This is a genomic window from Streptomyces sp. NPDC050161 (assembly GCF_044460025.1).
Taxonomy (GTDB): Bacteria; Actinomycetota; Actinomycetes; order Streptomycetales; family Streptomycetaceae; genus Streptomyces.
The window spans coordinates 334,349-357,279 of the sequence record NZ_JBITJM010000005.1 but is presented as its reverse complement, the minus strand read 5'-3'; the positions used below and the strand labels follow the sequence as shown (position 1 = coordinate 357,279).

Sequence of the window (22,931 nt, the reverse complement as noted above, 5' to 3'; positions counted from 1 at the left end):
AGAGAAGATTGAGCCGATATGGCCACCACTTCGCTTGACCTGGCCAAGGTCCGCAACATCGGGATCATGGCCCACATCGACGCGGGCAAGACGACCACCACCGAGCGGATCCTGTTCTACACCGGTGTCTCTTACAAGATCGGTGAAGTCCACGACGGCGCTGCCACGATGGACTGGATGGAGCAGGAGCAGGAGCGCGGCATCACGATCACGTCTGCCGCGACGACCTGCCACTGGCCGCTGAACGACGTCGACCACACCATCAACATCATCGACACGCCGGGCCACGTCGACTTCACCGTCGAGGTGGAGCGTTCGCTGCGCGTCCTCGACGGTGCAGTGACGGTGTTCGACGGCGTTGCCGGTGTTGAGCCCCAGTCCGAGACCGTTTGGCGTCAGGCGGACCGCTACGGCGTGCCGCGCATCTGCTTCGTCAACAAGCTCGACCGTACCGGCGCCGAGTTCCACCGCTGCGTCGACATGATCGTGGACCGCCTGGGCGCGGTGCCGATCGTGATGCAGCTGCCGATCGGTACCGAGGCGGACTTCCAGGGCGTCGTCGACCTCGTCACCATGAAGGCTTTCGTGTGGTCCGCCGAGGCGGCCAAGGGCGAGATGTACGACGTCGTCGACATCCCGGCCACCCACACCGAGGCAGCCGAGGAATGGCGCGGCAAGCTCCTCGAAGCCGTCGCGGAGAACGACGAAGACATGATGGAGCTGTACCTGGAGGGCCAGGAGCCCACCGTGGAGCAGCTCTACGCCGCGATTCGTCGGATCACGATCGCTTCGGGCAAGGCGGAGAACACCACCGTCACCCCGGTGTTCTGCGGCACCGCGTTCAAGAACAAGGGCGTGCAGCCCCTGCTCGACGCGGTCGTGCGCTACCTCCCGTCGCCGCTGGACGTCGAGGCCATCGAGGGCCACGCGGTCAACGACGCCGAGCAGGTCGTCACCCGTAAGCCCTCCGAGGACGAGCCGCTGGCCGCCCTCGCCTTCAAGATCGCGAGCGACCCGCACCTGGGCAAGCTCACGTTCATCCGGGTGTACTCGGGCCGCCTTGAGGCCGGCTCGCAGGTGCAGAACTCGGTGAAGGGCAAGAAGGAGCGCATCGGCAAGATCTACCGGATGCACGCGAACAAGCGTGAGGAGATCGAGTCGGTGGGTGCCGGTGACATCGTCGCCGTCATGGGTCTGAAGCAGACCACCACCGGTGAGACCCTCTGCGACGCGGGCAGCCCGGTGATCCTGGAGTCGATGGAGTTCCCCGCTCCGGTCATCCAGGTCGCCATTGAGCCCAAGTCCAAGGGCGACCAGGAGAAGCTGGGTGTCGCCATCCAGCGCCTCGCGGAAGAGGACCCGTCGTTCCAGGTCCACACCGACGAGGAGACCGGCCAGACCATCATCGCGGGTATGGGCGAGCTGCACCTCGACGTGCTGGTCGACCGTATGAAGCGTGAGTTCCGGGTCGAGGCCAACGTCGGTAAGCCGCAGGTGGCCTACCGTGAGACGCTGCGCAAGCCGGTCGAGCGCCTGGACTACACGCACAAGAAGCAGACCGGTGGTTCCGGTCAGTTCGCGAAGGTCCAGATCGCGATCGCGCCGCTCGAGGGCGACGGGTACGAGTTCGAGAACAAGGTCACCGGTGGCCGTATCCCGCGGGAGTACATCCCGTCCGTGGACGCGGGCTGCCAGGAGGCCATGGAGTTCGGTGTTCTCGCCGGCTACCCGCTGACCGGTGTCCGGGTCACCCTGCTCGACGGTGCCTTCCACGAGGTCGACTCGTCCGAGATGGCCTTCAAGATCGCCGGTTCGATGGCCTTCAAGGAGGCCGCCCGCAAGGCCAGCCCGGCCCTGCTCGAGCCGATGATGAAGGTCGAGGTGACGACGCCCGAGGACTACATGGGTGACGTCATCGGCGACATCAACTCGCGCCGCGGTCAGATCCAGTCCATGGAGGACCGCAGCGGCGCCAAGCTCGTCACGGGCCTGGTCCCGCTGTCGGAGATGTTCGGCTACGTCGGAGACCTCCGCAGCAAGACGTCGGGTCGCGCAAGCTACTCGATGCAGTTCGACTCCTACGCCGAGGTTCCCCGGAACGTCGCCGAGGAGATCATCGCGAAGGCCAAGGGCGAGTAGCTCCGTCTCCCGATAGTCGGAACACGCTTTAGGCTTGACACCGTCTGCCGGGGCAATCCCCGCAATCCGTGAGGAATGTCCCGGCAGCCGGCATCCCAGCAAAGATCACCTGGCGCCGATGAGTAAGGCGTACAGAACCACTTCAGGAGGAACCAGTGGCGAAGGCGAAGTTCGAGCGGACTAAGCCGCACGTCAACATCGGCACCATCGGTCACATCGACCACGGTAAGACGACCCTCACGGCCGCCATTACCAAGGTGCTGCACGACGAGTACCCGGACCTGAACGAGGCCTCGGCCTTTGACCAGATCGACAAGGCTCCCGAGGAGCGCCAGCGCGGTATCACGATTTCGATCGCGCACGTCGAGTACCAGACGGAGAACCGTCACTACGCCCACGTCGACTGCCCCGGTCACGCGGACTACATCAAGAACATGATCACGGGTGCGGCGCAGATGGACGGCGCCATCCTCGTGGTTGCCGCCACCGACGGCCCGATGCCGCAGACCAAGGAGCACGTGCTCCTGGCCCGCCAGGTCGGCGTTCCCTACATCGTTGTCGCCCTGAACAAGGCCGACATGGTGGACGACGAGGAGATCCTGGAGCTCGTCGAGCTCGAGGTCCGTGAGCTCCTCTCCGAGTACGAGTTCCCGGGCGACGACGTTCCGGTCGTCAAGGTCTCGGCGCTCAAGGCGCTCGAGGGCGACGCCGAGTGGGGCAAGTCCGTTGTCGACCTGATGAAGGCCGTCGACGAGGCGATCCCGGCTCCCGACCGTGACGTCGACAAGCCGTTCCTGATGCCGATCGAGGACGTCTTCACGATCACCGGCCGTGGCACCGTTGTCACCGGTCGTATCGAGCGTGGTGTCCTCAAGGTCAACGAGACCGTCGACATCATCGGCATCAAGCAGGACAAGACCACCACCACGGTGACCGGCATCGAGATGTTCCGGAAGCTGCTGGACGAGGGTCAGGCCGGTGAGAACGTCGGTCTGCTGCTTCGCGGCATCAAGCGCGAGGACGTCGAGCGCGGCCAGGTCATCATCAAGCCGGGTTCGGTCACGCCGCACACCTCCTTCGAGGCCCAGGCGTACATCCTGTCGAAGGACGAGGGTGGCCGTCACACCCCCTTCTTCAACAACTACCGCCCGCAGTTCTACTTCCGTACGACTGACGTGACCGGCGTCGTGACCCTCCCCGAGGGCACCGAGATGGTCATGCCGGGCGACAACACCGAGATGTCGGTCGAGCTGATCCAGCCGGTCGCCATGGAGGAGGGCCTGAAGTTCGCCATCCGTGAGGGTGGCCGGACCGTCGGCGCCGGCCAGGTCACCAAGATCAACAAGTAATTCCGTTGATCGGGGTAACCCGGTAGCTCCCCGGAGCATTCGAGCCTCGGCTCACGGAAGCGCCCGTACGACCTCGGTCGTGCGGGCGCTTTCCGCTGCCCCGGGGCGGGCGTCCGCGGGGGCAGGGGCGTCCTGTGGCCGCGGGGGCGCAGGTACGGCGGGGGCTGTCCGTGGCGGCCGAAAAGAGTGGGCAAACCGCCCTTTCGCGCGAGCCGCAGGGTTGGGCGCCGGTGTCGTGGGGTACCCTCCCCGGCTTCAGTTGGCCAGCCATGGTGCTGGTATGGCACACTGTCCAGGTTGCTCGGTTGAGTGCCGATGCTGCGCGCCTCCCGCCGGGAGGACCGGAAGCGAGTCCCAGGTATTCGTCGTCCCTTCTCAGGGGCGGAAGTACGGGAATCTTCCGGGAAGTGTCAGCGGGGTGCCTCAGCCAGGCACTCGGTGGGTGTTCTGCCCCCACTTCTCCTTCTCAGGGGTTTCCGTTACGGAAATTTCCGGGAAGGAGCGCGACACGCCCGACCGCGTGGGTCGGAGGCGGGACGCGAACGCACCGAGTCCCAGAGCGTTACGAGAGACAGGACTACGAAGTAGCCATGGCGGGACAGAAGATCCGCATCCGGCTCAAGGCCTACGACCACGAGGTCATCGACAGCTCGGCGAAGAAGATCGTCGAGACGGTGACGCGAACTGGTGCGTCGGTCGCGGGCCCGGTGCCGCTGCCCACTGAGAAGAACGTGTACTGCGTCATCAAGTCGCCGCACAAGTACAAGGACTCGCGCGAGCACTTCGAGATGCGCACGCACAAGCGCCTGATCGACATCCTCGACCCGACGCCCAAGACCGTTGACTCGCTGATGCGCCTGGACCTTCCGGCCGGCGTTGACATCGAGATCAAGCTCTGAGAGGCGCGGAAGAGATGGCTAAGCAGATCAAGGGCATCCTGGGCGAGAAGCTCGGCATGACCCAGGTCTGGGACGACAACAACCGTGTCGTTCCGGTGACCGTGGTGAAGGCCGGCCCCTGTGTCGTTACCCAGGTGCGCACCAATGACCAGGACGGCTACGACTCCGTCCAGATCGCCTTCGGCGAGATCGACCCGCGCAAGGTGAACAAGCCCCTCAAGGGCCACTTCGCGAAGGCCGACGTCACCCCCCGCCGCCACCTCGTCGAGGTCCGTACCGCCGATGCCGGCGAGTACACCCTCGGCCAGGAGCTGACTGCCGAGACCTTCGAGTCCGGCATCAAGGTGGACGTGACCGGCAAGAGCAAGGGCAAGGGCTTCGCCGGCGTCATGAAGCGTCACGGCTTCCACGGCGGCAAGGCTTCCCACGGTGCCCACCGTGTGCACCGCAAGCCGGGCTCCATCGGTGGCTGCGCCACCCCGGGCCGCGTGTTCAAGGGCATGCGGATGGCCGGTCGTATGGGCAACGAGCGGGTCACCACCCAGAACCTGACCGTCCATGCCGTTGACGCGGAGAAGGGTCTGCTGCTCATCAAGGGCGCAGTTCCTGGTCCGAACGGCGGCCTCGTCCTGGTCCGTACCGCGGCCAAGGGGGCCTGAGGTAACCGATGAGCACCATTGACATCCTTTCGCCGGCAGGCGACAAGGCCGGGACCGTCGAGCTCCCCTCGGAGATCTTCGACGCCAAGGTCAGCGTTCCGCTGATCCACCAGGTCGTTGTCGCACAGCTGGCCGCGGCCCGTCAGGGCACGCACAAGACCAAGACTCGCGGCGAGGTCCGCGGCGGTGGCAAGAAGCCGTACCGCCAGAAGGGCACCGGCCGCGCGCGCCAGGGTTCGACCCGTGCGCCGCAGTTCGCCGGCGGTGGCGTCGTCCACGGCCCCGTGCCGCGTGACTACTCGCAGCGGACGCCCAAGAAGATGAAGGTTGCCGCCCTGCGCGGTGCCCTCACCGACCGGGCCCGCAACAGCCGCATCCACGTCGTGTCCGGCGTGGCCGATGGCGAGATCTCGACGAAGGCCGCGAAGAGCCTGCTCGGCAAGGTCAGCGAGCGCAAGAACGTGCTCCTGGTCATCGAGCGCTCGGACGAGACTTCGCTGCTCTCCGCCCGCAACCTGCCCCAGGTTCACATCCTGGAGCCGGGCCAGCTGAACACGTACGACGTGCTCGTCTCGGACGACGTGGTCTTCACCAAGGCCGCTTTCGAGTCCTTCGTGTCTGGCCCCAAGGCCGTTGAGACCGAAGGGAGCGACGCCTGATGAGTGAGGCCGTCGTCACCAGCAAGACCTTCTCGGACCCGCGCGACATTCTCGTCAAGCCGGTTGTCTCGGAGAAGAGCTACGCGCTGCTGGACGAGAACAAGTACACGTTCATCGTCGCGCCCGGCAGCAACAAGACCCAGATCAAGCAGGCCGTCGAGGCGGTCTTCTCGGTCAAGGTCACCGGGGTCAACACGATCAACCGGCAGGGCAAGCGCAAGCGCACCCGTACCGGTTTCGGCAAGCGCGCTGACACCAAGCGCGCCATCGTGACCCTCGCCGAGGGCGACCGTATCGACATCTTCGGCGGCCCGACCTCCTGACGGAGGTCGAGTCGTCCGGAATCGGACGAGGACTGAGAAATGGGTATCCGCAAGTACAAGCCGACGACCCCGGGCCGTCGTGGCTCCAGCGTCGCCGACTTTGTCGAGATCACGCGGTCCACGCCGGAGAAGTCGCTGGTCCGCCCGCTGCACAGCAAGGGCGGCCGTAACAACGCCGGTCGTGTGACCGTTCGCCACCAGGGCGGTGGCCACAAGCGCGCCTACCGAGTGATCGACTTCCGTCGTCACGACAAGGACGGCGTGCCGGCCAAGGTCGCGCACATCGAGTACGACCCCAACCGCACCGCGCGCATCGCGCTGCTGCACTACGCAGACGGCGAGAAGCGCTACATCATCGCGCCCCGTGGCCTGTCGCAGGGTGACCGGATTGAGAACGGCCCCGGTGCCGACATCAAGCCCGGCAACAACCTGCCGCTGCGCCACATCCCCGTGGGTACGACGATCCACGCGATCGAGCTGCGTCCGGGCGGCGGTGCGAAGTTCGCCCGCTCGGCCGGTGCCTCCGTGCAGCTGCTGGCGAGGGAGGGCTCGATGGCCCACCTTCGTATGCCGTCCGGTGAGATCCGCCTGGTCGACGTCCGCTGCCGCGCCACTGTCGGCGAGGTCGGCAACGCCGAGCAGTCGAACATCAACTGGGGCAAGGCCGGCCGTATGCGCTGGAAGGGCGTTCGCCCGACCGTGCGCGGTGTCGTGATGAACCCCGTCGACCACCCCCACGGTGGTGGTGAAGGCAAGACTTCCGGTGGTCGCCACCCGGTCTCGCCCTGGGGTCAGAAGGAGGGTCGTACTCGCTCGCCGAAGAAGGCCAGCAACAAGTACATCGTCCGCCGCCGCAAGACGAACAAGAAGCGCTAGGAGCGGGTTTAGATGCCGCGCAGTCTCAAGAAGGGGCCCTTCGTCGACGGACACCTCACCAAGAAGGTGGATGTCCAGAACGAAGCCGGCACCAAGAACGTCATCAAGACCTGGTCCCGCCGCTCCATGATCGTCCCGGCCATGCTCGGCCACACGATCGCGGTGCACGACGGCCGCAAGCACGTCCCGGTGTTCGTCACCGAGTCGATGGTCGGCCACAAGCTCGGCGAGTTTGCGCCGACCCGCACCTTCCGCGGCCACGAGAAGGACGACCGCAAGTCGCGGCGTCGTTGATCGGCGGAGTGCGAAGACTATGACTGACACCGAAGGGACAACCATGGAAGCCAGGGCCCAGGCGCGGTACATCCGCGTCACGCCCATGAAGGCCCGCCGCGTGGTGGACCTTATCCGTGGCATGGATGCCACGGAGGCTCAGGCGGTCCTGCGTTTCGCCCCGCAGGCCGCGAGCGTGCCGGTTGGCAAGGTGCTGGACAGCGCCATTGCCAACGCCGCGCACAACTACGACCACACCGACGCCGACAGCCTCGTCATCTCCGAGGCATACGTCGACGAGGGCCCGACCCTGAAGCGGTTCCGGCCGCGTGCCCAGGGCCGTGCCTACCGGATCCGCAAGCGGACCAGCCACATCACCGTGGTCGTCAGCAGCAAGGAAGGAACCCGGTAATGGGCCAGAAGGTTAACCCGCACGGGTTCCGGCTCGGCATCACCACCGACTTCAAGTCGCGTTGGTACGCCGACAAGCTGTACAAGGACTACGTCAAGGAAGACGTCGCCATTCGTCGCATGATGACGAAGGGCATGGAGCGCGCCGGTATCTCGAAGGTGGAGATCGAGCGCACCCGTGAGCGCGTCCGCGTTGACATCCACACCGCTCGTCCGGGCATCGTCATCGGCCGCCGTGGCGCCGAGGCCGACCGCATCCGTGGCGAACTGGAGAAGCTGACCGGCAAGCAGGTCCAGCTGAACATCCTCGAGGTCAAGAACCCCGAGACCGATGCTCAGCTCGTGGCCCAGGCCGTCGCCGAGCAGCTGTCCTCCCGCGTCTCCTTCCGTCGCGCCATGCGTAAGAGCATGCAGTCGACGATGAAGGCCGGCGCCAAGGGCATCAAGATCCAGTGTGGTGGCCGTCTCGGCGGTGCCGAGATGTCCCGCTCGGAGTTCTACCGCGAGGGCCGTGTGCCCCTGCACACGCTCCGTGCGAACGTCGACTACGGCTTCTTCGAGGCCAAGACCACCTTCGGCCGCATCGGCGTGAAGGTCTGGATCTACAAGGGCGACGTCAAGAACATCGCCGAGGTTCGTGCGGAGAACGCTGCCGCCCGTGCGGGCAACCGCCCGGCGCGTGGTGGCGGCAACGACCGCCCGCGCCGCGGTGGCGAGCGTGGCGGCCGTGGCCGCAAGCCGCAGCAGAGCGCCGCTGCCGAGGCCCCCAAGGCCGAGGCCGCTGCCGCTGCTCCGGCGGAGACCCCCGGAACGGAGGCCTGACCGACATGCTGATCCCTCGCAGGGTCAAGCACCGCAAGCAGCACCACCCGAAGCGCAACGGCATGGCCAAGGGTGGCACCGAGCTGGCCTTCGGTGAGTACGGCATCCAGGCCGTCACCCCGGCTTACGTGACGAACCGTCAGATCGAGTCCGCTCGTATCGCGATGACCCGTCACATCAAGCGTGGCGGCAAGGTCTGGATCAACATTTACCCGGACCGCCCGCTCACGAAGAAGCCGGCCGAAACCCGCATGGGTTCCGGTAAGGGTTCTCCGGAGTGGTGGGTCGCGAACGTCAAGCCCGGTCGGGTGATGTTCGAGCTGTCCTTCCCGAACGAAAAGGTTGCCAAGGAGGCGCTGACCCGCGCCGCCCACAAGCTTCCGATGAAGTGCCGCATCGTGCGGCGCGAGGCAGGTGAGTCGTGATGGCGGCCGGTATCAAGGCGACCGAGCTGCGCGAGCTGAATGACGAGGACCTCGTCGGCAAGCTTCGTGAGGCCAAGGAGGAGCTGTTCAACCTCCGCTTCCAGGCGGCGACCGGACAGCTTGAGAACCACGGTCGGCTCAAGTCCGTCCGTAAGGACATCGCCCGGATCTACACCCTGATGCGTGAGCGCGAGCTGGGCATCGAGACGGTGGAGAGCGCCTGATGAGCGAGAAGAATGTGACTGAGACGAACGAGCGCGGATTCCGCAAGACCCGTGAGGGTCTCGTCGTCAGCGACAAGATGGACAAGACCGTCGTCGTCGCTGTCGAGGACCGTGTCAAGCACGCGCTGTACGGCAAGGTCATCCGCCGTACCAACAAGCTCAAGGCGCACGACGAGCAGAACTCCGCCGGCGTCGGCGACCGCGTCCTCCTGATGGAGACCCGACCGCTGTCCGCCTCGAAGCGCTGGCGCATCGTCGAGATCCTCGAGAAGGCCAAGTAGGGATTTCCCGTAAGGGAATTCCGAGAGAAACCGCCTGTGGGGGTTACCCCTCAGGTCAGTTCCGCCAGGCTCGGCAGGGACTTCAGCTGAAGTCCCTGCCGGGAACCGGCAGACGATCAGGAGATAGACGTGATCCAGCAGGAGTCGCGACTTCGGGTCGCCGACAACACGGGTGCGAAGGAAATTCTCACCATCCGTGTTCTCGGTGGTTCGGGTCGCCGCTACGCGGGCATCGGTGACGTCATTGTCGCCACCGTGAAGGACGCGATCCCCGGTGGCAACGTGAAGAAGGGTGACGTCGTCAAGGCCGTCATCGTTCGCACCGTCAAGGAGCGCCGCCGTCCGGACGGCTCGTACATCCGCTTCGACGAGAACGCGGCCGTCATCCTCAAGAACGATGGCGACCCCCGCGGCACCCGTATCTTCGGCCCCGTGGGCCGTGAGCTGCGCGAGAAGAAGTTCATGAAGATCATCTCGCTCGCGCCGGAGGTGCTGTAACCGATGAAGATCAAGAAGGGCGACCTGGTCCAGGTCATCACCGGTAAGGACAAGGGCAAGCAGGGCAAGGTCATCGCGGCCTTCCCCCGCGAGGACCGTGTCCTGGTCGAGGGTGTCAACCGGGTCAAGAAGCACACCAAGGCCGGCCAGACCGCTCGCGGTTCGCAGACCGGCGGCATCGTCACGACCGAGGCCCCGATCCACATCAGCAACGTTCAGCTGGTCGTGGAGAAGGACGGCAACAAGGTTGTCACCCGCGTCGGTTACCGCTTCGACGATGACGGCAACAAGATCCGCGTTGCCAAGCGGACCGGTGAGGACATCTGATGACTGCCACCACCAACGCGCCGCGCCTCAAGCAGCGCTACCGCGAAGAAATCGCCGGAAAGCTGCGCGACGAGTTCTCGTACGAGAACGTCATGCAGATCCCCGGTCTGACCAAGATCGTGGTCAACATGGGTGTGGGCGACGCCGCCCGCGACTCCAAGCTGATCGACGGTGCCATCAAGGACCTCACCACGATCACCGGCCAGAAGCCGGCCGTCACCAAGGCCCGTAAGTCCATCGCGCAGTTCAAGCTGCGTGAGGGCCAGCCGATCGGTGCCCACGTCACCCTCCGTGGTGACCGCATGTGGGAGTTCCTGGACCGCCTGCTGTCGCTCGCGCTGCCGCGCATCCGCGACTTCCGTGGTCTGTCCCCGAAGCAGTTCGACGGCCGGGGCAACTACACCTTCGGTCTCACGGAGCAGGTCATGTTCCACGAGATCGACCAGGACAAGATCGACCGGGTCCGGGGCATGGACATCACCGTGGTGACGACCGCCCAGAACGACGATGAGGGCCGTGCCCTGCTTCGTCACCTCGGCTTCCCGTTCAAGGAGAACTGACCGTGGCGAAGAAGGCCCTGATTGCTAAGGCGGCCCGCAAGCCGAAGTTCGCTGTGCGCGCGTACACGCGTTGCCAGCGCTGCGGCCGGCCGCACTCCGTCTACCGTAAGTTCGGCCTCTGCCGCGTGTGCCTTCGTGAGATGGCTCACCGTGGCGAGCTGCCGGGCGTGACCAAGAGCTCCTGGTAAACCCCTAGTTGGGTTCACCCGGAAGCTCTCGGTAAGCATCCGGTCGGCAGGCGCCCCGCCCTTTGTCCCGTAGGGTAGAAGGGTTGGGCGCCCCGCCGCCCGAGACCGACCGCGGGCACGCTGCCCGCATAACGTCGCTTACTACGCCGTAGGTCCCCGCGCCGCACCCGTCCCGACTCTGATCGGGGAGAGGGATGGCGCACATAGGAAACCCCGGCGAGAGAGGCCGAAGGCCAATTCATGACCATGACTGATCCCATCGCAGACATGCTGACCCGTCTGCGTAACGCGAACTCGGCGTACCACGACACCGTCGTGATGCCGCACAGCAAGATCAAGTCGCACATCGCGGAGATCCTCCAGCAGGAGGGCTACATCACCGGCTGGAAGGTCGAGGACGCCGAGGTCGGCAAGAACCTCACCCTCGAGCTGAAGTTCGGCCCGAACCGCGAGCGCTCGATCGCCGGCATCAAGCGGATTTCGAAGCCGGGCCTGCGGGTCTACGCAAAGTCCACCAACCTGCCGAAGGTCCTCGGCGGCCTGGGCGTGGCGATCATCTCCACGTCCCACGGTCTCCTGACCGGTCAGCAGGCCAGCAAGAAGGGCGTGGGTGGGGAAGTCCTCGCCTACGTCTGGTAACCAGGGAACGGAGGAATAGCTAATGTCGCGTATTGGCAAGCTGCCCATCCAGGTTCCCGCTGGTGTGGACGTCACCATCGATGGCCGCACGGTCGCGGTGAAGGGCCCCAAGGGTTCCCTCTCGCACACCGTTGCTGCGCCCATCGAGGTCGCCAAGGGTGAGGACGGCTTCATCACCGTCTCGCGCCCGAACGACGAGCGTCAGAACAAGGCCCTCCACGGCCTGTCCCGCACGCTGGTGGCGAACATGATCACCGGCGTGACCACGGGCTACAGCAAGGCGCTCGAAATCAGCGGTGTCGGCTACCGCGTCCAGGCGAAGGGCTCCAACCTGGAGTTCGCCCTGGGCTACAGCCACCCCATCGTCGTCGAGGCGCCCGAGGGTATCTCCTTCAAGGTCGAGTCCCCGACCAAGCTCAGCGTCGAGGGCATCGACAAGCAGAAGGTCGGCGAGGTTGCGGCGAACATCCGCAAGCTGCGCAAGCCTGACCCGTACAAGGCCAAGGGCGTCAAGTACGCCGGCGAGGTCATCCGCCGCAAGGTCGGAAAGGCTGGTAAGTAAGCCATGGCATACGGTGTGAAGATCGCGAAGGGCAATGCCCGTAAGGGTGCCGCCCTCAAGCGGCGCCACATCCGCATCCGTAAGCGGATTGCGGGTACGCCGGCGCGTCCGCGTCTGGTCGTGACGCGTTCCAACCGCGGCATCACCGCCCAGGTCATCGACGACATCGCGGGCCACACGCTCGCGTCGGCGTCGCACCTGGACGCGTCGATCCGTGGCGGCGAAGGCAGCAAGGGCGACCAGGCCAAGCAGGTCGGTGCCCTGGTCGCTGAGCGCGCCAAGGCCGCCGGCGTCGAGGCCGTCGTGTTCGACCGCGGTGGCAACCAGTACGCCGGGCGCATTGCCGCTCTGGCGGACGCCGCCCGCGAAGCCGGGCTGAAGTTCTAAGCCCCGGTTCCGGAGCTAGCGGACGTAACAGAGAGAGGTAAATCCAATGGCTGGACCCCAGCGCCGCGGAAGCGGTGCCGGTGGCGGCGAGCGGCGGGACCGGAAGGGTCGCGACGGTGGCGCTGCCGCCGAGAAGACCGCATACGTTGAGCGCGTTGTCGCGATCAACCGTGTCGCCAAGGTTGTCAAGGGTGGTCGTCGTTTCAGCTTCACCGCGCTGGTCGTGGTGGGCGACGGTGACGGCACCGTAGGTGTCGGTTACGGCAAGGCCAAGGAAGTTCCGGCTGCCATCGCCAAGGGCGTGGAAGAGGCCAAGAAGAACTTCTTCAAGGTCCCCCGTATCCAGGGCACCATCCCCCACCCCATCCAGGGCGAGAAGGCTGCGGGCGTCGTCCTGCTCAAGCCGGCTTCCCCCGGTACCGGTGTGATCGCCGGTGGCCCGGTGCGCGCCGTTCTGGAGTGCGCGGGCATCCACGATGTCCTGAGCAAGTCGCTCGGTTCGTCGAACCCGATCAACATCGTGCACGCCACGGTGGAGGCCCTCTCGGGACTGCAGCGTCCCGAGGAGATCGCCGCCCGTCGTGGCCTGCCGCTGGAGGACGTTGCTCCCGCAGCCCTGCTGCGTGCGCGTGCCGGGGTGACCGCGTAATGGCGCACCTCAAGATCACGCAGACGAAGTCCTACATCGGCAGCAAGCAGAACCACCGCGACACCCTGCGTTCGCTCGGGCTCAAGCGCCTGAACGACTCGGTTGTCAAGGAGGACCGTCCCGAGTTCCGCGGCATGGTGCACACCGTCCGCCACCTCGTGACGGTTGAGGAGGTCGACTGACATGGCGGAGCAGAACCCGCTGAAGGTCCACAACCTCCGGCCCGCCCCGGGCGCCAAGACCGCCAAGACCCGTGTGGGTCGTGGTGAGGCGTCCAAGGGTAAGACCGCTGGTCGTGGTACCAAGGGCACGAAGGCCCGTTACCAGGTTCCGGAGCGCTTCGAGGGCGGGCAGATGCCCCTCCACATGCGCCTCCCGAAGCTGAAGGGCTTCAAGAACCCCGCCCACAAGCAGTTCCAGGTCGTGAACTTGGAGAAGCTGGCCGCGCTGTACCCGCAGGGTGGCGAGGTCACGGTGGCCGATCTGGTCGCCAAGGGCGCGGTGCGCAAGAACGAGCTCGTCAAGGTGCTCGGCGCCGGCGAGGTCTCCGTGGCACTGCAGGTGACGGTTGACTCCGTCTCCGGCTCCGCCAAGGAGAAGATTGCCGCTGCCGGCGGCACCGTCACCGAACTCATCTGAGTTCGTTGGTTCAACTGACCGGGGATGCCCATCGTTTGGGGCATCCCCGGTTGGTCGTTCCACGGGGGTACGGTCGCCGGTAAGGTGGCTTGCCGGTGCAGTGTTTTCCAGGGGGAAAGCACCGGACCCCCGCCGTACGGCCCCGGCCGTGCGGCGTTTGGCCACTTTCTATTCGTCGATCCTCAAGACCGTCACCTCTCGCCCATGAGGCGGGAGGCGCAGGAGGCACCGTGCTCACCGCGTTCGCCCGAGCGTTCAAGACGCCCGACCTGCGCAAGAAGCTGCTGTTCACATTGGGCATCATCGTGCTCTACCGGATCGGTGCGCATATCCCGGTCCCTGGGGTGAACTACGCGAACGTCGAGACCTGCATGAAGCAGGCCGGCGGCAACAGCGGGTTGTTCGCCCTGGTGAACATGTTCAGCGGTGGTGCGCTGCTGCAGATCACGATCTTCGCGCTGGGCATCATGCCGTACATCACGGCGAGCATCATTCTCCAGCTGCTGACCGTGGTCATTCCACGACTGGAGGCCCTCAAGAAAGAGGGGCAGACCGGTCAGGCGAAGATCACCCAGTACACCCGCTATCTGACCGTGGCGCTGGCGATCCTGCAGGGCACCGGCCTGGTGGCCACCGCCCGCAGCGGTGCGCTCTTCCAGAGCTGCCCGGTCGCCAGCGAGATCGTGCCGAGCGACTCCATCTTCACCACCATCACGATGGTCATCACGATGACCGCCGGTACGGCCATGGTCATGTGGCTCGGTGAGCTGGTCACCGACCGCGGTATCGGCAACGGCATGTCCATCCTGATGTTCATCTCGATCGCCGCCGGATTCCCGGGCGCCCTCTGGCAGATCAAGGTCCAGGGCAAGCTGGCCGACGGCTGGATCGAGTTCTTCGCCGTGATCGTCGTGGGCCTGGCCATGGTCGCCCTCGTGGTCTTCGTCGAGCAGGCTCAGCGCCGTATTCCGGTCCAATATGCGAAGCGCATGATCGGTCGCCGTTCCTATGGCGGTACGTCCACGTACATCCCGCTCAAGGTGAACCAGGCGGGTGTGATTCCCGTCATCTTCGCGTCGTCGTTGCTCTACATTCCGGCCCTGGTCGCGCAGTTCAGCGGATCGACTGCGGGCTGGGCGAACTGGGTTGCCACCAACTTCACCAAGGGCAATCACCCGGTTTACATCGTTACGTACTTCTTGTTGATCGTGTTCTTCGCCTTCTTCTACGTGGCAATCTCCTTCAACCCCGAAGAAGTTGCCGACAACATGAAGAAGTATGGTGGCTTCATCCCGGGCATCCGGGCTGGTCGCCCGACGGCCGAGTACCTCAGCTACGTGCTCAACCGGATCACGTGGCCGGGCTCGCTGTACCTGGGGCTGATCGCACTCGTACCAACAGTGGCGTTGGTGCTGTTCAACGCGAACCAGAACTTCCCGTTCGGCGGGACGAGCATCCTGATCATCGTGGGTGTGGGTCTGGAGACCGTGAAGCAGATCGAGAGCCAGCTTCAGCAGCGCAACTACGAAGGGTTCCTCCGCTGATGCGAATCGTCCTCGTCGGACCTCCGGGGGCCGGTAAGGGTACGCAGGCTGCGTACCTTGCCAAGAACCTCCAGATCCCGCACATCTCCACGGGCGACCTGTTCCGCGCCAACATCAGCCAGGGCACGCCCCTGGGTGTGCAGGCGAAGTCCTACATGGACGCCGGAAACCTGGTGCCGGACGAGGTCACGATCGGCATGGCCGAGGACCGCCTGGAGCAGTCGGACGCGGCCGGGGGCTTCCTGCTGGACGGGTTCCCGCGCAACCTCAAGCAGGCCGAGGCGCTGGACGCTTACCTCAAGGGCAAGGGCATCGCGCTGGACGCGGTGCTCGACCTGGAGGTTCCCGAGGACGAGGTCGTCAAGCGGATCGCCGGGCGGCGCATCTGCCGCAAGGACTCCGCGCATGTCTTCCACGCCGAGTACAGCAAGCCGAAGACCGAGGGCGTCTGCGACGTCTGCGGCGGCGAGCTGTACCAGCGCGACGACGACCACGAGGACACGGTGCGCAAGCGCCTGGAGGTCTACCACTCGGAGACCGAGCCGATCATCGACTACTACAAGTCGCAGGAACTCGTCGTGACGATTCCGGCTCTCGGCAAGGTCGAAGAGGTCACCCAGCGGTCCATGACCGCGCTGGGTCGCGGCGCGTAGGGCCGCACACACACTCCGGTACGGCCGCGTTGCCCGGCGAGGGCGGCGCGGCCGTATCGTGTATGGGGGCGGGCGCGCCCGTCCGGCGGTCGGCCGGGCAAAGGACGCAGATGTCGTCATCGTCGGTTCAGGAAGGCGTTATTCGCCATGGTGGAGATCAAGACCCCGGAGCAGATCGCGAAGATGCGCGAGGCGGGGCTGGTGGTCGCCGCCATTCACGCGGCGACCCGTGAGGCCGCGGTGCCGGGCGCGACGACCAAGGACCTGGACGACGTGTCCCGCAAGGTGCTCGCCGCGCACGGCGCCACCTCCAACTTCCTTGGCTACGGCGGCTTTCCCGCGACGGTCTGCACGTCGGTGAACGACGTCGTGGTGCACGGCATCCCCGACACGGAGACGGTGCTGCGCGACGGCGACATCATCTCCATCGACTGCGGCGCCATCATCGACGGCTGGCACGGCGATGCCGCGTACACCGCGTTCGTCGGCACCGGTCACTCCGCGGAGCTGGTCGAGCTGAGCCGGGTGACGGAGGAGTCGATGTGGGCCGGCATCGCAGCGGTCAGCAAGGGCAACCGCCTCATGGACATCTCCAAGGCGATCGAGGGCTACATCCGCCGGCAGCCGCGCCCCTCGAACGGCAAGTACGGCATCGTCGAGGACTACGGCGGCCACGGCATCGGCTCGCAGATGCACATGGACCCGCACCTGCTGAACTACGTCGACCGCAAGCGCGGTCGCGGCCCGAAGCTGGTGCCCGGCTTCTGCATCGCGATCGAGCCGATGGTCAACCTCGGCACCGCCAAGACGCACGTGCTCGAGGACGACTGGACGGTCAAGTCGAACGACGGCGGCTGGTCCTCGCACTGGGAGCACTCGGTGGCGCTGACCGAAGAGGGCCCGCTGGTGCTGACCGCGGTGGACGGCGGCAAGGCGAAGCTGGCCGAGCTGGGCATCCAGGCCGCGCCCGACCCGCTCGCGGGCGCCTGATCCGGCGGCCTGGCCCGCCGTCCGGCCGCGGCGACGGGCCGATGGCGGCGCGGTGGCGTAAGGATCTCCCCGGGTGGGCAATAATCGTGGATTCGTCTTTTCGGTGACGCTGACGTAGACTGACGCGTCGGCTCTCGTGCATCCGTGTGCCCGCTTCTCGGAGTGGCCCACGCAGGAGAGTTGATCAAGGTAGCCGATTCGAAAGGCGAAGCGTGGCCAAGAAGCAAGGTGCCATCGAGATCGAGGGCACCGTGATCGAGTCTCTGCCGAACGCGATGTTCAAGGTGGAGCTCCAGAACGGTCACAAGGTCCTCGCGCACATCAGCGGCAAGATGCGGATGCACTACATCCGTATTCTCCCGGATGACCGGGTCGTGGTGGAGCTCTCTCCGTACGACCTGACGCGTGGCCGGATCGTCTACCGCTACAAGTAGATCTTGTCGCCGCCCCGCTCCCGTGGGGTGACGGCACTGACCCGGAGAACCTCACACCCATGAAGGTCAAGCCGAGCGTCAAGAAGATCTGCGACAAGTGCAAGGTGATCCGCCGTCACGGCCGGGTCATGGTCATCTGCGACAACCTGCGCCACAAGCAGCGCCAGGGCTGACGCACGCCGACCAACCTGCATTTCGCAGTTTTTCGCGCGACGCACGTAAAAACGTACATACGCAGACACCCGACCCCCGCATTTCTCGCGTGGGGACGACACCCCCGGCTCGGAGGCCGGGGCCCGGCTCGTAATTCAGCAGAGTCTTACGGGAACGGTGCTGCGGAAGACCTCCGAATAGCCATCAGGAGCCACATCAATGGCACGCCTCGCAGGCGTTGATCTCCCGCGTGAAAAGCGCGTGGAGGTCGCCCTCACCTACGTCTTCGGCATTGGGCGCACGCTGTCGCAGCAGACCCTCGCCGCCACCGGCGTGAACCCGGACACCCGGGTCCGCGACCTGGCCGAGGAAGACCTGATCAAGATCCGCGAGTACGTGGACAACAACCTCAAGACCGAGGGTGACCTCCGTCGCGAGATTCAGGCCGACATCCGCCGCAAGGTCGAGATCGGTTGCTACCAGGGTCTGCGTCACCGTCGTGGCCTTCCGGTCCACGGTCAGCGCACCAGCACGAACGCCCGTACCCGCAAGGGCCCGCGTCGCGCGATTGCCGGCAAGAAGAAGCCGGGCAAGAAGTAGTCCTCAGCAGGACGCACTGTGGCCTCCGGGGGACTTCCCCCTAGGCCCCCCAAGCGGTCTTCGCTGTAGGACCGACCACCTCCACGGGAGTTATGAATGCCTCCGAAGGGCCGTACGGCCGGCGCCAAGAAGGTGCGCCGCAAGGAGAAGAAGAACGTCGCCCACGGGCACGCTCACATCAAGAGCACGTTCAACAACACCATCGTGTCGATCACCGACCCGACCGGCAACGTGATTTCCTGGGCTTCGGCCGGTCACGTGGGCTTCAAGGGTTCGCGTAAGTCGACTCCGTTCGCCGCGCAGATGGCCGCCGAGTCGGCTGCCCGTCGCGCGCAGGAGCACGGCATGCGCAAGGTCGACGTTTTCGTCAAGGGCCCCGGCTCCGGCCGTGAGACCGCGATCCGCTCGCTCCAGGCCACCGGCCTGGAGGTGGGTTCGATCCAGGACGTCACCCCCACTCCGCACAACGGATGCCGGCCTCCCAAGCGTCGCCGCGTCTGACCCGCTGAAGTAGGAGACAAAACAATATGGCGCGTTACACCGGGGCCGACTGCAAGCGTTGCCGTCGGGAGAAGCAGAAGCTCTTCCTCAAGGGGAGCAAGTGCGAGAGCGCAAAGTGCCCGATCGAGATTCGTCCTTACCCCCCGGGTGAGCACGGTCGCGGGCGCACCAAGGACAGCGAATACCTGCTCCAGCTTCGTGAGAAGCAGAAGTGCAGCCGTATTTACGGTGTCCTTGAGAAGCAGTTCGTGAACTACTACAAGGAAGCGAACCAGAAGACCGGCAAGACCGGTGAGAACCTTCTGCGCATCCTTGAGACCCGCCTCGACAACGTGGTCTACCGGGCCGGCTTTGCCAAGTCCCGCGATCACGCCCGTCAGCTGGTGCGTCACGGACACATCACAGTGAACGGCCACAAGACCGACATTCCGTCGGCTCGGGTGTCCGCGAACGACATCATCGAGGTCCGTGAGGGCTCCCGGAACCTGACCCCGTTCGCGGTGGCGCAGGCCGAGGCCGGCGAGAGGACCGTTCCGGCGTGGCTGGAAGCGATCCCGTCGAACCTCCGGATCCTCGTGCACAGCATGCCCGAGCGCCAGGTGATCGACACCCAGGTGCAGGAGCAGCTGATCGTTGAGCTCTACTCCAAGTAAGTAGGGCGACGGGCTCGGGCGGTACAGGCTCTTCGGAGCGGTACCGCCCGTACCCTTGTGTACAGAGGGCGTCAAATAGCGGGCGCCCACGACTGAAGGATGCACACATGCTTATCGCTCAGCGTCCGTCGCTGACCGAAGAGGTCGTCGACGAGTACCGTTCGCGGTTCGTGATCGAGCCCCTGGAGCCGGGCTTCGGTTACACCCTCGGCAACTCCCTGCGTCGCACGCTCCTCTCCTCGATTCCGGGTGCGGCGGTCACGTCCATCCGCATCGACGGCGTCCTGCACGAGTTCACCACCGTGCCGGGTGTCAAGGAGGACGTCACCGACCTCATCCTCAACATCAAGCAGCTGGTCGTGTCCAGCGAGCACGACGAGCCCGTGGTCATGTACCTGCGCAAGCAGGGCCCCGGTCTGGTCACCGCCGCGGACATCGCCCCGCCGGCCGGTGTCGAGGTCCACAACCCCGACCTGGTCCTCGCCACGCTCAACGGCAAGGGCAAGCTGGAGATGGAGCTGACCGTCGAGCGCGGTCGCGGCTACGTCTCCGCCGTCCAGAACAAGCAGGTGGGCCAGGAGATCGGCCGCATTCCGGTCGACTCCATCTACTCGCCGGTGCTCAAGGTCACGTACAAGGTCGAGGCGACCCGTGTCGAGCAGCGCACCGACTTCGACAAGCTGATCGTCGACGTCGAGACCAAGCAGGCCATGCGTCCGCGTGACGCCATGGCGTCGGCAGGTAAGACCCTGGTCGAGCTGTTCGGCCTGGCGCGCGAGCTCAACATCGACGCCGAGGGCATCGACATGGGCCCGTCGCCGACGGACGCCGCGCTCGCGGCCGACCTGGCGCTGCCGATCGAGGAGCTGGAGCTGACGGTCCGCTCCTACAACTGCCTCAAGCGCGAGGGCATCCACTCGGTGGGCGAGCTGGTGGCCCGCTCCGAGGCGGACCTGCTCGACATCCGCAACTTCGGTGCGAAGTCGATCGACGAGGTCAAGGCGAAGCTGGCCGGCATGGGCCTGGCGCTCAAGGACAGCCCGCCCGGATTCGACCCGACCGCCGCCGCGGACGCCTTCGGCGCCGATGACGACGCGGACGCCGGTTTCGTGGAGACCGAGCAGTACTGAGTTTTGCGGCTGGGCCCGGGGTGCGTCCCCGGGCCCGGTCGTGTGAAATCTTCCGTGGGGCGCCCGCCTCGTGGGAACTGACACCGGTACCTGATACGGCCGGTGCAGCAATGAAGGAGAAACACCATGCCGAAGCCCGCCAAGGGTGCCCGTCTGGGCGGCAGCGCTGCGCACGAGCGTCTGATGCTGCGCAACCTGGCCACCGCGCTCTTCGAGCACGGCCGCATCACGACGACCGAGGCCAAGGCCCGTCGTCTGCGTCCGTACGCCGAGCGTCTGGTGACCAAGGCGAAGAAGGGCGACCTTCACAACCGCCGCCAGGTCATGCAGCTGATCTCGGACAAGAGCGTCGTGCACACGCTCTTCACCGAGGTTGCCCCGCGGTTCGAGAACCGCCCGGGTGGCTACACCCGCATCACCAAGATCGGTAACCGCCGTGGCGACAACGCTCCCATGGCCGTCATCGAGCTGGTGGAGGCCCTGACCGTGGCCCAGCAGGCCACCGGTGAGGCCGAGGCCGCCACCAAGCGTGCGGTCAAGGAAGACGCGCTGAAGAAGGACGAGGCCGCCGAGGCCAAGTCCGACGAGGCGCCGGCCGAGGAGTCCAAGGACGCCTGAGGCCGCTGAGTCTGCGGACGGGTCCGTTCCCTTCGGGGAGCGGGCCCGTTCCGTTTGCCCGCTCTGAGAGGATCGACGCGTGAGCGATGAGGTGGAGCCCGGGTACGTCCGGGTGCGGCTGGATCTTTCGTACGACGGAAAGGACTTCTCCGGCTGGGCGAAGCAGCGCGAAAGGCGCACCGTCCAGGGGGAGTTGGAGACCGCGCTGCGGACGGTGACCCGTTCGGACGAGACGTTCGAGCTGACCGTCGCCGGGCGGACCGACGCCGGGGTGCACGCGCGCGGGCAGGTGGCCCATGTGGATCTGCCGGATGCGGTCTGGGCCGAGCACGGCGAGCGGCTGCTGCGCCGGCTGGCCGGGCGGCTGCCGAAGGACATACGGGTGTGGCGGGCCGCCGAGGCGCCGTACGGCTTCAACGCGCGGTTCTCGGCGATCTGGCGGCGGTACGCGTACCGGGTGACCGATCACCCCGGGGGCGTCGATCCGCTGCTGCGCGGCCATGTGCTGTGGCACGACTGGGAGTTGGACGTCGAGGCGATGAACGCGGCCTCGCAGGCGCTGCTGGGCGAGCACGACTTCGCGGCGTACTGCAAGCGGCGGGAGGGCGCGACGACGATCCGTACGCTCCAGGAGCTGAGCTGGGTGCGGGACGCGGCCGGGGTGCTGACCGGGACGGTGCGGGCCGACGCGTTCTGCCACAACATGGTGCGTTCGCTGGTGGGCGCGCTGCTGTTCGTCGGGGACGGGCACCGGCCGGTGGAGTGGCCGGGGAAGGTGCTGGCCGCGGGGGTGCGGGACTCGGCGGTGCACGTGGTGCGGCCCCACGGGCTGACGCTGGAGGAGGTCGGCTATCCGGCCGACGAGCAGCTGATGGCCCGCAACCGCGAGGCGCGCAACAAGCGGACGCTGCCGGGGGCCGGCTGCTGCTGAGGCGGCCGGGGGCGGCGGGGGCCGCCGGTGCGGTGCCGCCCCCCGCCCGGCCGGCTCAGGACTGGCCGGCCTGCGCCTCCGCGGCCTTCTCCGCCTGGTCCTTGCCGCGCTGGATGATCCGGGCGAACGCGTAGGACTCGCCGTCCCTGCCGATCTTTATCACCGGGGCCGAGGCGTTCGTGACGCGCTTGCCGTCGAGGTAGCCGGCGATCGTGAAGTAGGCGTAGCGGCCGGTGGCGTTGGTCGTCATCCGGCAGGCCGTGCCGCGGCAGAAGGTCTCGTCGACGCTGCCGCCGGAGAGCGGGGCGAGGTTGTTGGGCGCCTTGTCCTTGACGTGGTCGGCGGCTGCGGCGGAGTCGAAGACGGCGACGCCGACGGTGACCGCGACACCGCTCTTGGCGTACGTGGCGCGCAGCAGCGAGGTGCAGCCGCTGTGCTTGAGCAGGGAGCCGAGGGCGCCCTGGGCCGCTTCGGTGCAGTCCTTGGACGCGGCGGTCGCGGTGCGCGGGTAGGTGTGCTCGCCGATCACCATCTTCTTGTCGGGGAAGAGGGTGGCGGGTGTGAAGGGCGCCTTGTCCTTCTGCGGGTCGGTGATGTAGTCCCGCGGGTTCGGCGGCGGCGGGACCGAGACGTCGGAGAAGGACGGGTGCGGCGCGTCCGGTTCGACGGCCGAGCCGGACGCGGAGCCGTGCGCCGTCGGTTTGCCGTCGGAGCCGCCGCTGTTGCTGCTGACCACCGCGGTGGCGACGATGCCCGCCACGACGACGGTGGCCAGGGCGCCGCCGCCGATCAGCAGCCAGCGCTTCCGCTTGGCGCCCGCTTCGCTCTCCTCGGCCAGCGCTTCCCAGTCCGGGGTGGAACCGGATCCCCCGGGGCCGTCGAACGGCCCCCCATGCCCAAAGCTCATGCCGCGCATCTTAGAGGAGCCGGTCCGG

The 22,931-nt window shown here is 66.3% G+C and carries 35 protein-coding genes; 34 read left to right on the top strand and 1 reads right to left on the bottom strand.

The features are described 5' to 3' along the window. Positions 1-18 precede the first annotated feature (18 nt). The 34 genes from fusA (at position 19) to truA (ending at position 21,996) form a co-directional block, all read left to right on the top strand. Complete coding sequence (gene fusA, locus ACIBK8_RS11630) at positions 19-2,139, top strand: elongation factor G (protein ID WP_399041527.1); 2,121 nt, start codon at positions 19-21, stop codon at positions 2,137-2,139. Positions 2,140-2,294: 155 nt separating this feature from the next. Continuing rightward, positions 2,295-3,488, top strand: a complete 1,194-nt coding sequence (gene tuf, locus ACIBK8_RS11625) for an elongation factor Tu (RefSeq protein WP_393683619.1) — start codon at positions 2,295-2,297, stop codon at positions 3,486-3,488. A gap of 590 nt (positions 3,489-4,078) precedes the next feature. Then, positions 4,079-4,387 (top strand): 30S ribosomal protein S10, encoded by a 309-nt coding sequence (gene rpsJ, locus ACIBK8_RS11620; RefSeq protein ID WP_003948644.1) that lies wholly within the window; start codon positions 4,079-4,081, stop codon positions 4,385-4,387. 14 nt (positions 4,388-4,401) lie between these two features. Continuing rightward, positions 4,402-5,046, top strand: a complete 645-nt coding sequence (gene rplC / locus ACIBK8_RS11615; protein WP_227046482.1) for a 50S ribosomal protein L3 — start codon at positions 4,402-4,404, stop codon at positions 5,044-5,046. A gap of 8 nt (positions 5,047-5,054) precedes the next feature. Next, complete coding sequence (rplD, locus tag ACIBK8_RS11610; protein ID WP_393683617.1) at positions 5,055-5,705, top strand: 50S ribosomal protein L4; 651 nt, start codon at positions 5,055-5,057, stop codon at positions 5,703-5,705. Further along, the gene (gene rplW, locus ACIBK8_RS11605; RefSeq protein ID WP_227046484.1) at positions 5,705-6,028 is read left to right on the top strand and encodes a 50S ribosomal protein L23; all 324 of its coding nucleotides are present in this window, start codon (positions 5,705-5,707) and stop codon (positions 6,026-6,028) included. Before rplD ends, rplW begins: the two co-directional genes overlap by 1 nt. 39 nt (positions 6,029-6,067) lie before the next feature. Next, entirely contained in the window at positions 6,068-6,904 is an 837-nt protein-coding gene (rplB, locus tag ACIBK8_RS11600; RefSeq protein WP_030283452.1) for a 50S ribosomal protein L2, read from the top strand. 12 nt (positions 6,905-6,916) lie between these two features. Next, complete coding sequence (rpsS, locus tag ACIBK8_RS11595) at positions 6,917-7,198, top strand: 30S ribosomal protein S19 (protein ID WP_052859621.1); 282 nt, start codon at positions 6,917-6,919, stop codon at positions 7,196-7,198. A 43-nt stretch (positions 7,199-7,241) separates the two neighbouring features. Further along, positions 7,242-7,589, top strand: a complete 348-nt coding sequence (gene rplV / locus ACIBK8_RS11590) for a 50S ribosomal protein L22 (RefSeq protein ID WP_030619142.1) — start codon at positions 7,242-7,244, stop codon at positions 7,587-7,589. After that, a complete protein-coding gene (rpsC, locus tag ACIBK8_RS11585; RefSeq protein ID WP_136741296.1) occupies positions 7,589-8,410 on the top strand; it encodes a 30S ribosomal protein S3 in 822 nt (273 codons plus the stop codon). Before rplV ends, rpsC begins: the two co-directional genes overlap by 1 nt. Before the next feature lie 5 nt (positions 8,411-8,415). Continuing rightward, positions 8,416-8,835, top strand: coding sequence for a 50S ribosomal protein L16 (rplP, locus tag ACIBK8_RS11580; RefSeq protein WP_004571829.1), 420 nt, complete (start codon positions 8,416-8,418; stop codon positions 8,833-8,835). Continuing rightward, the gene (gene rpmC / locus ACIBK8_RS11575; RefSeq protein ID WP_030074787.1) at positions 8,835-9,059 is read left to right on the top strand and encodes a 50S ribosomal protein L29; all 225 of its coding nucleotides are present in this window, start codon (positions 8,835-8,837) and stop codon (positions 9,057-9,059) included. The genes rplP and rpmC overlap by 1 nt, the downstream gene beginning before the upstream one ends. Continuing rightward, complete coding sequence (gene rpsQ, locus ACIBK8_RS11570; RefSeq protein ID WP_399041526.1) at positions 9,059-9,340, top strand: 30S ribosomal protein S17; 282 nt, start codon at positions 9,059-9,061, stop codon at positions 9,338-9,340. Before rpmC ends, rpsQ begins: the two co-directional genes overlap by 1 nt. 129 nt (positions 9,341-9,469) lie before the next feature. Beyond that, complete coding sequence (rplN, locus tag ACIBK8_RS11565; RefSeq protein WP_003974257.1) at positions 9,470-9,838, top strand: 50S ribosomal protein L14; 369 nt, start codon at positions 9,470-9,472, stop codon at positions 9,836-9,838. 3 nt (positions 9,839-9,841) lie between these two features. Beyond that, complete coding sequence (gene rplX / locus ACIBK8_RS11560; protein WP_393683611.1) at positions 9,842-10,165, top strand: 50S ribosomal protein L24; 324 nt, start codon at positions 9,842-9,844, stop codon at positions 10,163-10,165. Beyond that, positions 10,165-10,725, top strand: a complete 561-nt coding sequence (gene rplE / locus ACIBK8_RS11555; protein ID WP_227046488.1) for a 50S ribosomal protein L5 — start codon at positions 10,165-10,167, stop codon at positions 10,723-10,725. The genes rplX and rplE overlap by 1 nt, the downstream gene beginning before the upstream one ends. A 2-nt stretch (positions 10,726-10,727) precedes the next feature. After that, entirely contained in the window at positions 10,728-10,913 is a 186-nt protein-coding gene (locus ACIBK8_RS11550; RefSeq protein ID WP_004571834.1) for a type Z 30S ribosomal protein S14, read from the top strand. Positions 10,914-11,153: 240 nt separating this feature from the next. After that, positions 11,154-11,552, top strand: coding sequence for a 30S ribosomal protein S8 (gene rpsH, locus ACIBK8_RS11545; RefSeq protein ID WP_227046489.1), 399 nt, complete (start codon positions 11,154-11,156; stop codon positions 11,550-11,552). Between the two features lie 22 nt (positions 11,553-11,574). Next, a complete protein-coding gene (gene rplF / locus ACIBK8_RS11540; RefSeq protein ID WP_393683608.1) occupies positions 11,575-12,114 on the top strand; it encodes a 50S ribosomal protein L6 in 540 nt (179 codons plus the stop codon). 3 nt (positions 12,115-12,117) lie between these two features. Continuing rightward, positions 12,118-12,501 (top strand): 50S ribosomal protein L18, encoded by a 384-nt coding sequence (gene rplR / locus ACIBK8_RS11535; RefSeq protein ID WP_227046491.1) that lies wholly within the window; start codon positions 12,118-12,120, stop codon positions 12,499-12,501. 46 nt (positions 12,502-12,547) lie between these two features. After that, positions 12,548-13,150: a 30S ribosomal protein S5 gene (gene rpsE, locus ACIBK8_RS11530; RefSeq protein ID WP_088798403.1), complete on the top strand. Its 603-nt coding sequence runs from the start codon at positions 12,548-12,550 to the stop codon at positions 13,148-13,150. Next, the gene (gene rpmD / locus ACIBK8_RS11525) at positions 13,150-13,332 is read left to right on the top strand and encodes a 50S ribosomal protein L30 (protein ID WP_393683606.1); all 183 of its coding nucleotides are present in this window, start codon (positions 13,150-13,152) and stop codon (positions 13,330-13,332) included. The genes rpsE and rpmD overlap by 1 nt, the downstream gene beginning before the upstream one ends. Position 13,333: 1 nt before the next feature. Next, complete coding sequence (gene rplO, locus ACIBK8_RS11520; protein WP_227046493.1) at positions 13,334-13,789, top strand: 50S ribosomal protein L15; 456 nt, start codon at positions 13,334-13,336, stop codon at positions 13,787-13,789. Between the two features lie 230 nt (positions 13,790-14,019). Next, on the top strand, positions 14,020-15,333 hold the full coding sequence (gene secY / locus ACIBK8_RS11515; RefSeq protein WP_399041525.1) for a preprotein translocase subunit SecY: 1,314 nt from the start codon (positions 14,020-14,022) through the stop codon (positions 15,331-15,333). Next, a complete protein-coding gene (locus ACIBK8_RS11510) occupies positions 15,333-15,986 on the top strand; it encodes an adenylate kinase (RefSeq protein WP_393683601.1) in 654 nt (217 codons plus the stop codon). The genes secY and ACIBK8_RS11510 overlap by 1 nt, the downstream gene beginning before the upstream one ends. A 147-nt stretch (positions 15,987-16,133) precedes the next feature. Then, positions 16,134-16,976 carry a type I methionyl aminopeptidase gene (gene map / locus ACIBK8_RS11505; RefSeq protein ID WP_399041524.1) on the top strand — a complete coding sequence of 281 codons (843 nt, stop codon included), beginning with the start codon at positions 16,134-16,136 and terminating at the stop codon, positions 16,974-16,976. A gap of 212 nt (positions 16,977-17,188) precedes the next feature. Next, positions 17,189-17,410, top strand: coding sequence for a translation initiation factor IF-1 (gene infA / locus ACIBK8_RS11500; RefSeq protein WP_003956442.1), 222 nt, complete (start codon positions 17,189-17,191; stop codon positions 17,408-17,410). 59 nt (positions 17,411-17,469) lie between these two features. Continuing rightward, the gene (gene rpmJ / locus ACIBK8_RS11495; protein WP_003956441.1) at positions 17,470-17,583 is read left to right on the top strand and encodes a 50S ribosomal protein L36; all 114 of its coding nucleotides are present in this window, start codon (positions 17,470-17,472) and stop codon (positions 17,581-17,583) included. Between the two features lie 199 nt (positions 17,584-17,782). After that, entirely contained in the window at positions 17,783-18,163 is a 381-nt protein-coding gene (gene rpsM / locus ACIBK8_RS11490; RefSeq protein ID WP_384594962.1) for a 30S ribosomal protein S13, read from the top strand. Positions 18,164-18,259: 96 nt separating this feature from the next. Beyond that, positions 18,260-18,664 (top strand): 30S ribosomal protein S11, encoded by a 405-nt coding sequence (gene rpsK, locus ACIBK8_RS11485; protein WP_004571845.1) that lies wholly within the window; start codon positions 18,260-18,262, stop codon positions 18,662-18,664. Positions 18,665-18,690: 26 nt separating this feature from the next. Beyond that, entirely contained in the window at positions 18,691-19,317 is a 627-nt protein-coding gene (gene rpsD, locus ACIBK8_RS11480) for a 30S ribosomal protein S4 (protein ID WP_393683597.1), read from the top strand. Positions 19,318-19,424: 107 nt separating this feature from the next. Then, complete coding sequence (locus tag ACIBK8_RS11475; RefSeq protein WP_003956430.1) at positions 19,425-20,447, top strand: DNA-directed RNA polymerase subunit alpha; 1,023 nt, start codon at positions 19,425-19,427, stop codon at positions 20,445-20,447. Between the two features lie 126 nt (positions 20,448-20,573). After that, positions 20,574-21,065 carry a 50S ribosomal protein L17 gene (gene rplQ, locus ACIBK8_RS11470; RefSeq protein WP_399041522.1) on the top strand — a complete coding sequence of 164 codons (492 nt, stop codon included), beginning with the start codon at positions 20,574-20,576 and terminating at the stop codon, positions 21,063-21,065. 79 nt (positions 21,066-21,144) lie between these two features. After that, positions 21,145-21,996: a tRNA pseudouridine(38-40) synthase TruA gene (truA, locus tag ACIBK8_RS11465; RefSeq protein ID WP_399041521.1), complete on the top strand. Its 852-nt coding sequence runs from the start codon at positions 21,145-21,147 to the stop codon at positions 21,994-21,996. Between the two features lie 55 nt (positions 21,997-22,051). Here the strand turns inward: truA and ACIBK8_RS11460 are convergent, their stop codons facing one another. Then, positions 22,052-22,903 (bottom strand): hypothetical protein, encoded by an 852-nt coding sequence (locus tag ACIBK8_RS11460; RefSeq protein ID WP_393683591.1) that lies wholly within the window; start codon positions 22,901-22,903, stop codon positions 22,052-22,054. Positions 22,904-22,931: the final 28 nt, after the last annotated feature.

Coding starts and splice junctions, on each gene's coding strand:
- fusA (WP_399041527.1), top strand. CDS start 19: ATGGCCACCACTTCGCTTGACCTGGCCAAGGTCCGCAACATCGGGATC.
- rpsJ (WP_003948644.1), top strand. CDS start 4,079: ATGGCGGGACAGAAGATCCGCATCCGGCTCAAGGCCTACGACCACGAG.
- rplC (WP_227046482.1), top strand. CDS start 4,402: ATGGCTAAGCAGATCAAGGGCATCCTGGGCGAGAAGCTCGGCATGACC.
- rplD (WP_393683617.1), top strand. CDS start 5,055: ATGAGCACCATTGACATCCTTTCGCCGGCAGGCGACAAGGCCGGGACC.
- rplW (WP_227046484.1), top strand. CDS start 5,705: ATGAGTGAGGCCGTCGTCACCAGCAAGACCTTCTCGGACCCGCGCGAC.
- rplB (WP_030283452.1), top strand. CDS start 6,068: ATGGGTATCCGCAAGTACAAGCCGACGACCCCGGGCCGTCGTGGCTCC.
- rpsS (WP_052859621.1), top strand. CDS start 6,917: ATGCCGCGCAGTCTCAAGAAGGGGCCCTTCGTCGACGGACACCTCACC.
- rplV (WP_030619142.1), top strand. CDS start 7,242: ATGGAAGCCAGGGCCCAGGCGCGGTACATCCGCGTCACGCCCATGAAG.
- rpsC (WP_136741296.1), top strand. CDS start 7,589: ATGGGCCAGAAGGTTAACCCGCACGGGTTCCGGCTCGGCATCACCACC.
- rplP (WP_004571829.1), top strand. CDS start 8,416: ATGCTGATCCCTCGCAGGGTCAAGCACCGCAAGCAGCACCACCCGAAG.
- rpmC (WP_030074787.1), top strand. CDS start 8,835: ATGGCGGCCGGTATCAAGGCGACCGAGCTGCGCGAGCTGAATGACGAG.
- rpsQ (WP_399041526.1), top strand. CDS start 9,059: ATGAGCGAGAAGAATGTGACTGAGACGAACGAGCGCGGATTCCGCAAG.
- rplX (WP_393683611.1), top strand. CDS start 9,842: ATGAAGATCAAGAAGGGCGACCTGGTCCAGGTCATCACCGGTAAGGAC.
- rplE (WP_227046488.1), top strand. CDS start 10,165: ATGACTGCCACCACCAACGCGCCGCGCCTCAAGCAGCGCTACCGCGAA.
- rpsH (WP_227046489.1), top strand. CDS start 11,154: ATGACCATGACTGATCCCATCGCAGACATGCTGACCCGTCTGCGTAAC.
- rplF (WP_393683608.1), top strand. CDS start 11,575: ATGTCGCGTATTGGCAAGCTGCCCATCCAGGTTCCCGCTGGTGTGGAC.
- rplR (WP_227046491.1), top strand. CDS start 12,118: ATGGCATACGGTGTGAAGATCGCGAAGGGCAATGCCCGTAAGGGTGCC.
- rpsE (WP_088798403.1), top strand. CDS start 12,548: ATGGCTGGACCCCAGCGCCGCGGAAGCGGTGCCGGTGGCGGCGAGCGG.
- rpmD (WP_393683606.1), top strand. CDS start 13,150: ATGGCGCACCTCAAGATCACGCAGACGAAGTCCTACATCGGCAGCAAG.
- rplO (WP_227046493.1), top strand. CDS start 13,334: ATGGCGGAGCAGAACCCGCTGAAGGTCCACAACCTCCGGCCCGCCCCG.
- ACIBK8_RS11510 (WP_393683601.1), top strand. CDS start 15,333: ATGCGAATCGTCCTCGTCGGACCTCCGGGGGCCGGTAAGGGTACGCAG.
- map (WP_399041524.1), top strand. CDS start 16,134: ATGGTGGAGATCAAGACCCCGGAGCAGATCGCGAAGATGCGCGAGGCG.
- rpmJ (WP_003956441.1), top strand. CDS start 17,470: ATGAAGGTCAAGCCGAGCGTCAAGAAGATCTGCGACAAGTGCAAGGTG.
- rpsM (WP_384594962.1), top strand. CDS start 17,783: ATGGCACGCCTCGCAGGCGTTGATCTCCCGCGTGAAAAGCGCGTGGAG.
- rpsK (WP_004571845.1), top strand. CDS start 18,260: ATGCCTCCGAAGGGCCGTACGGCCGGCGCCAAGAAGGTGCGCCGCAAG.
- rpsD (WP_393683597.1), top strand. CDS start 18,691: ATGGCGCGTTACACCGGGGCCGACTGCAAGCGTTGCCGTCGGGAGAAG.
- ACIBK8_RS11475 (WP_003956430.1), top strand. CDS start 19,425: ATGCTTATCGCTCAGCGTCCGTCGCTGACCGAAGAGGTCGTCGACGAG.
- rplQ (WP_399041522.1), top strand. CDS start 20,574: ATGCCGAAGCCCGCCAAGGGTGCCCGTCTGGGCGGCAGCGCTGCGCAC.
- ACIBK8_RS11460 (WP_393683591.1), bottom strand. CDS start 22,903: ATGAGCTTTGGGCATGGGGGGCCGTTCGACGGCCCCGGGGGATCCGGT.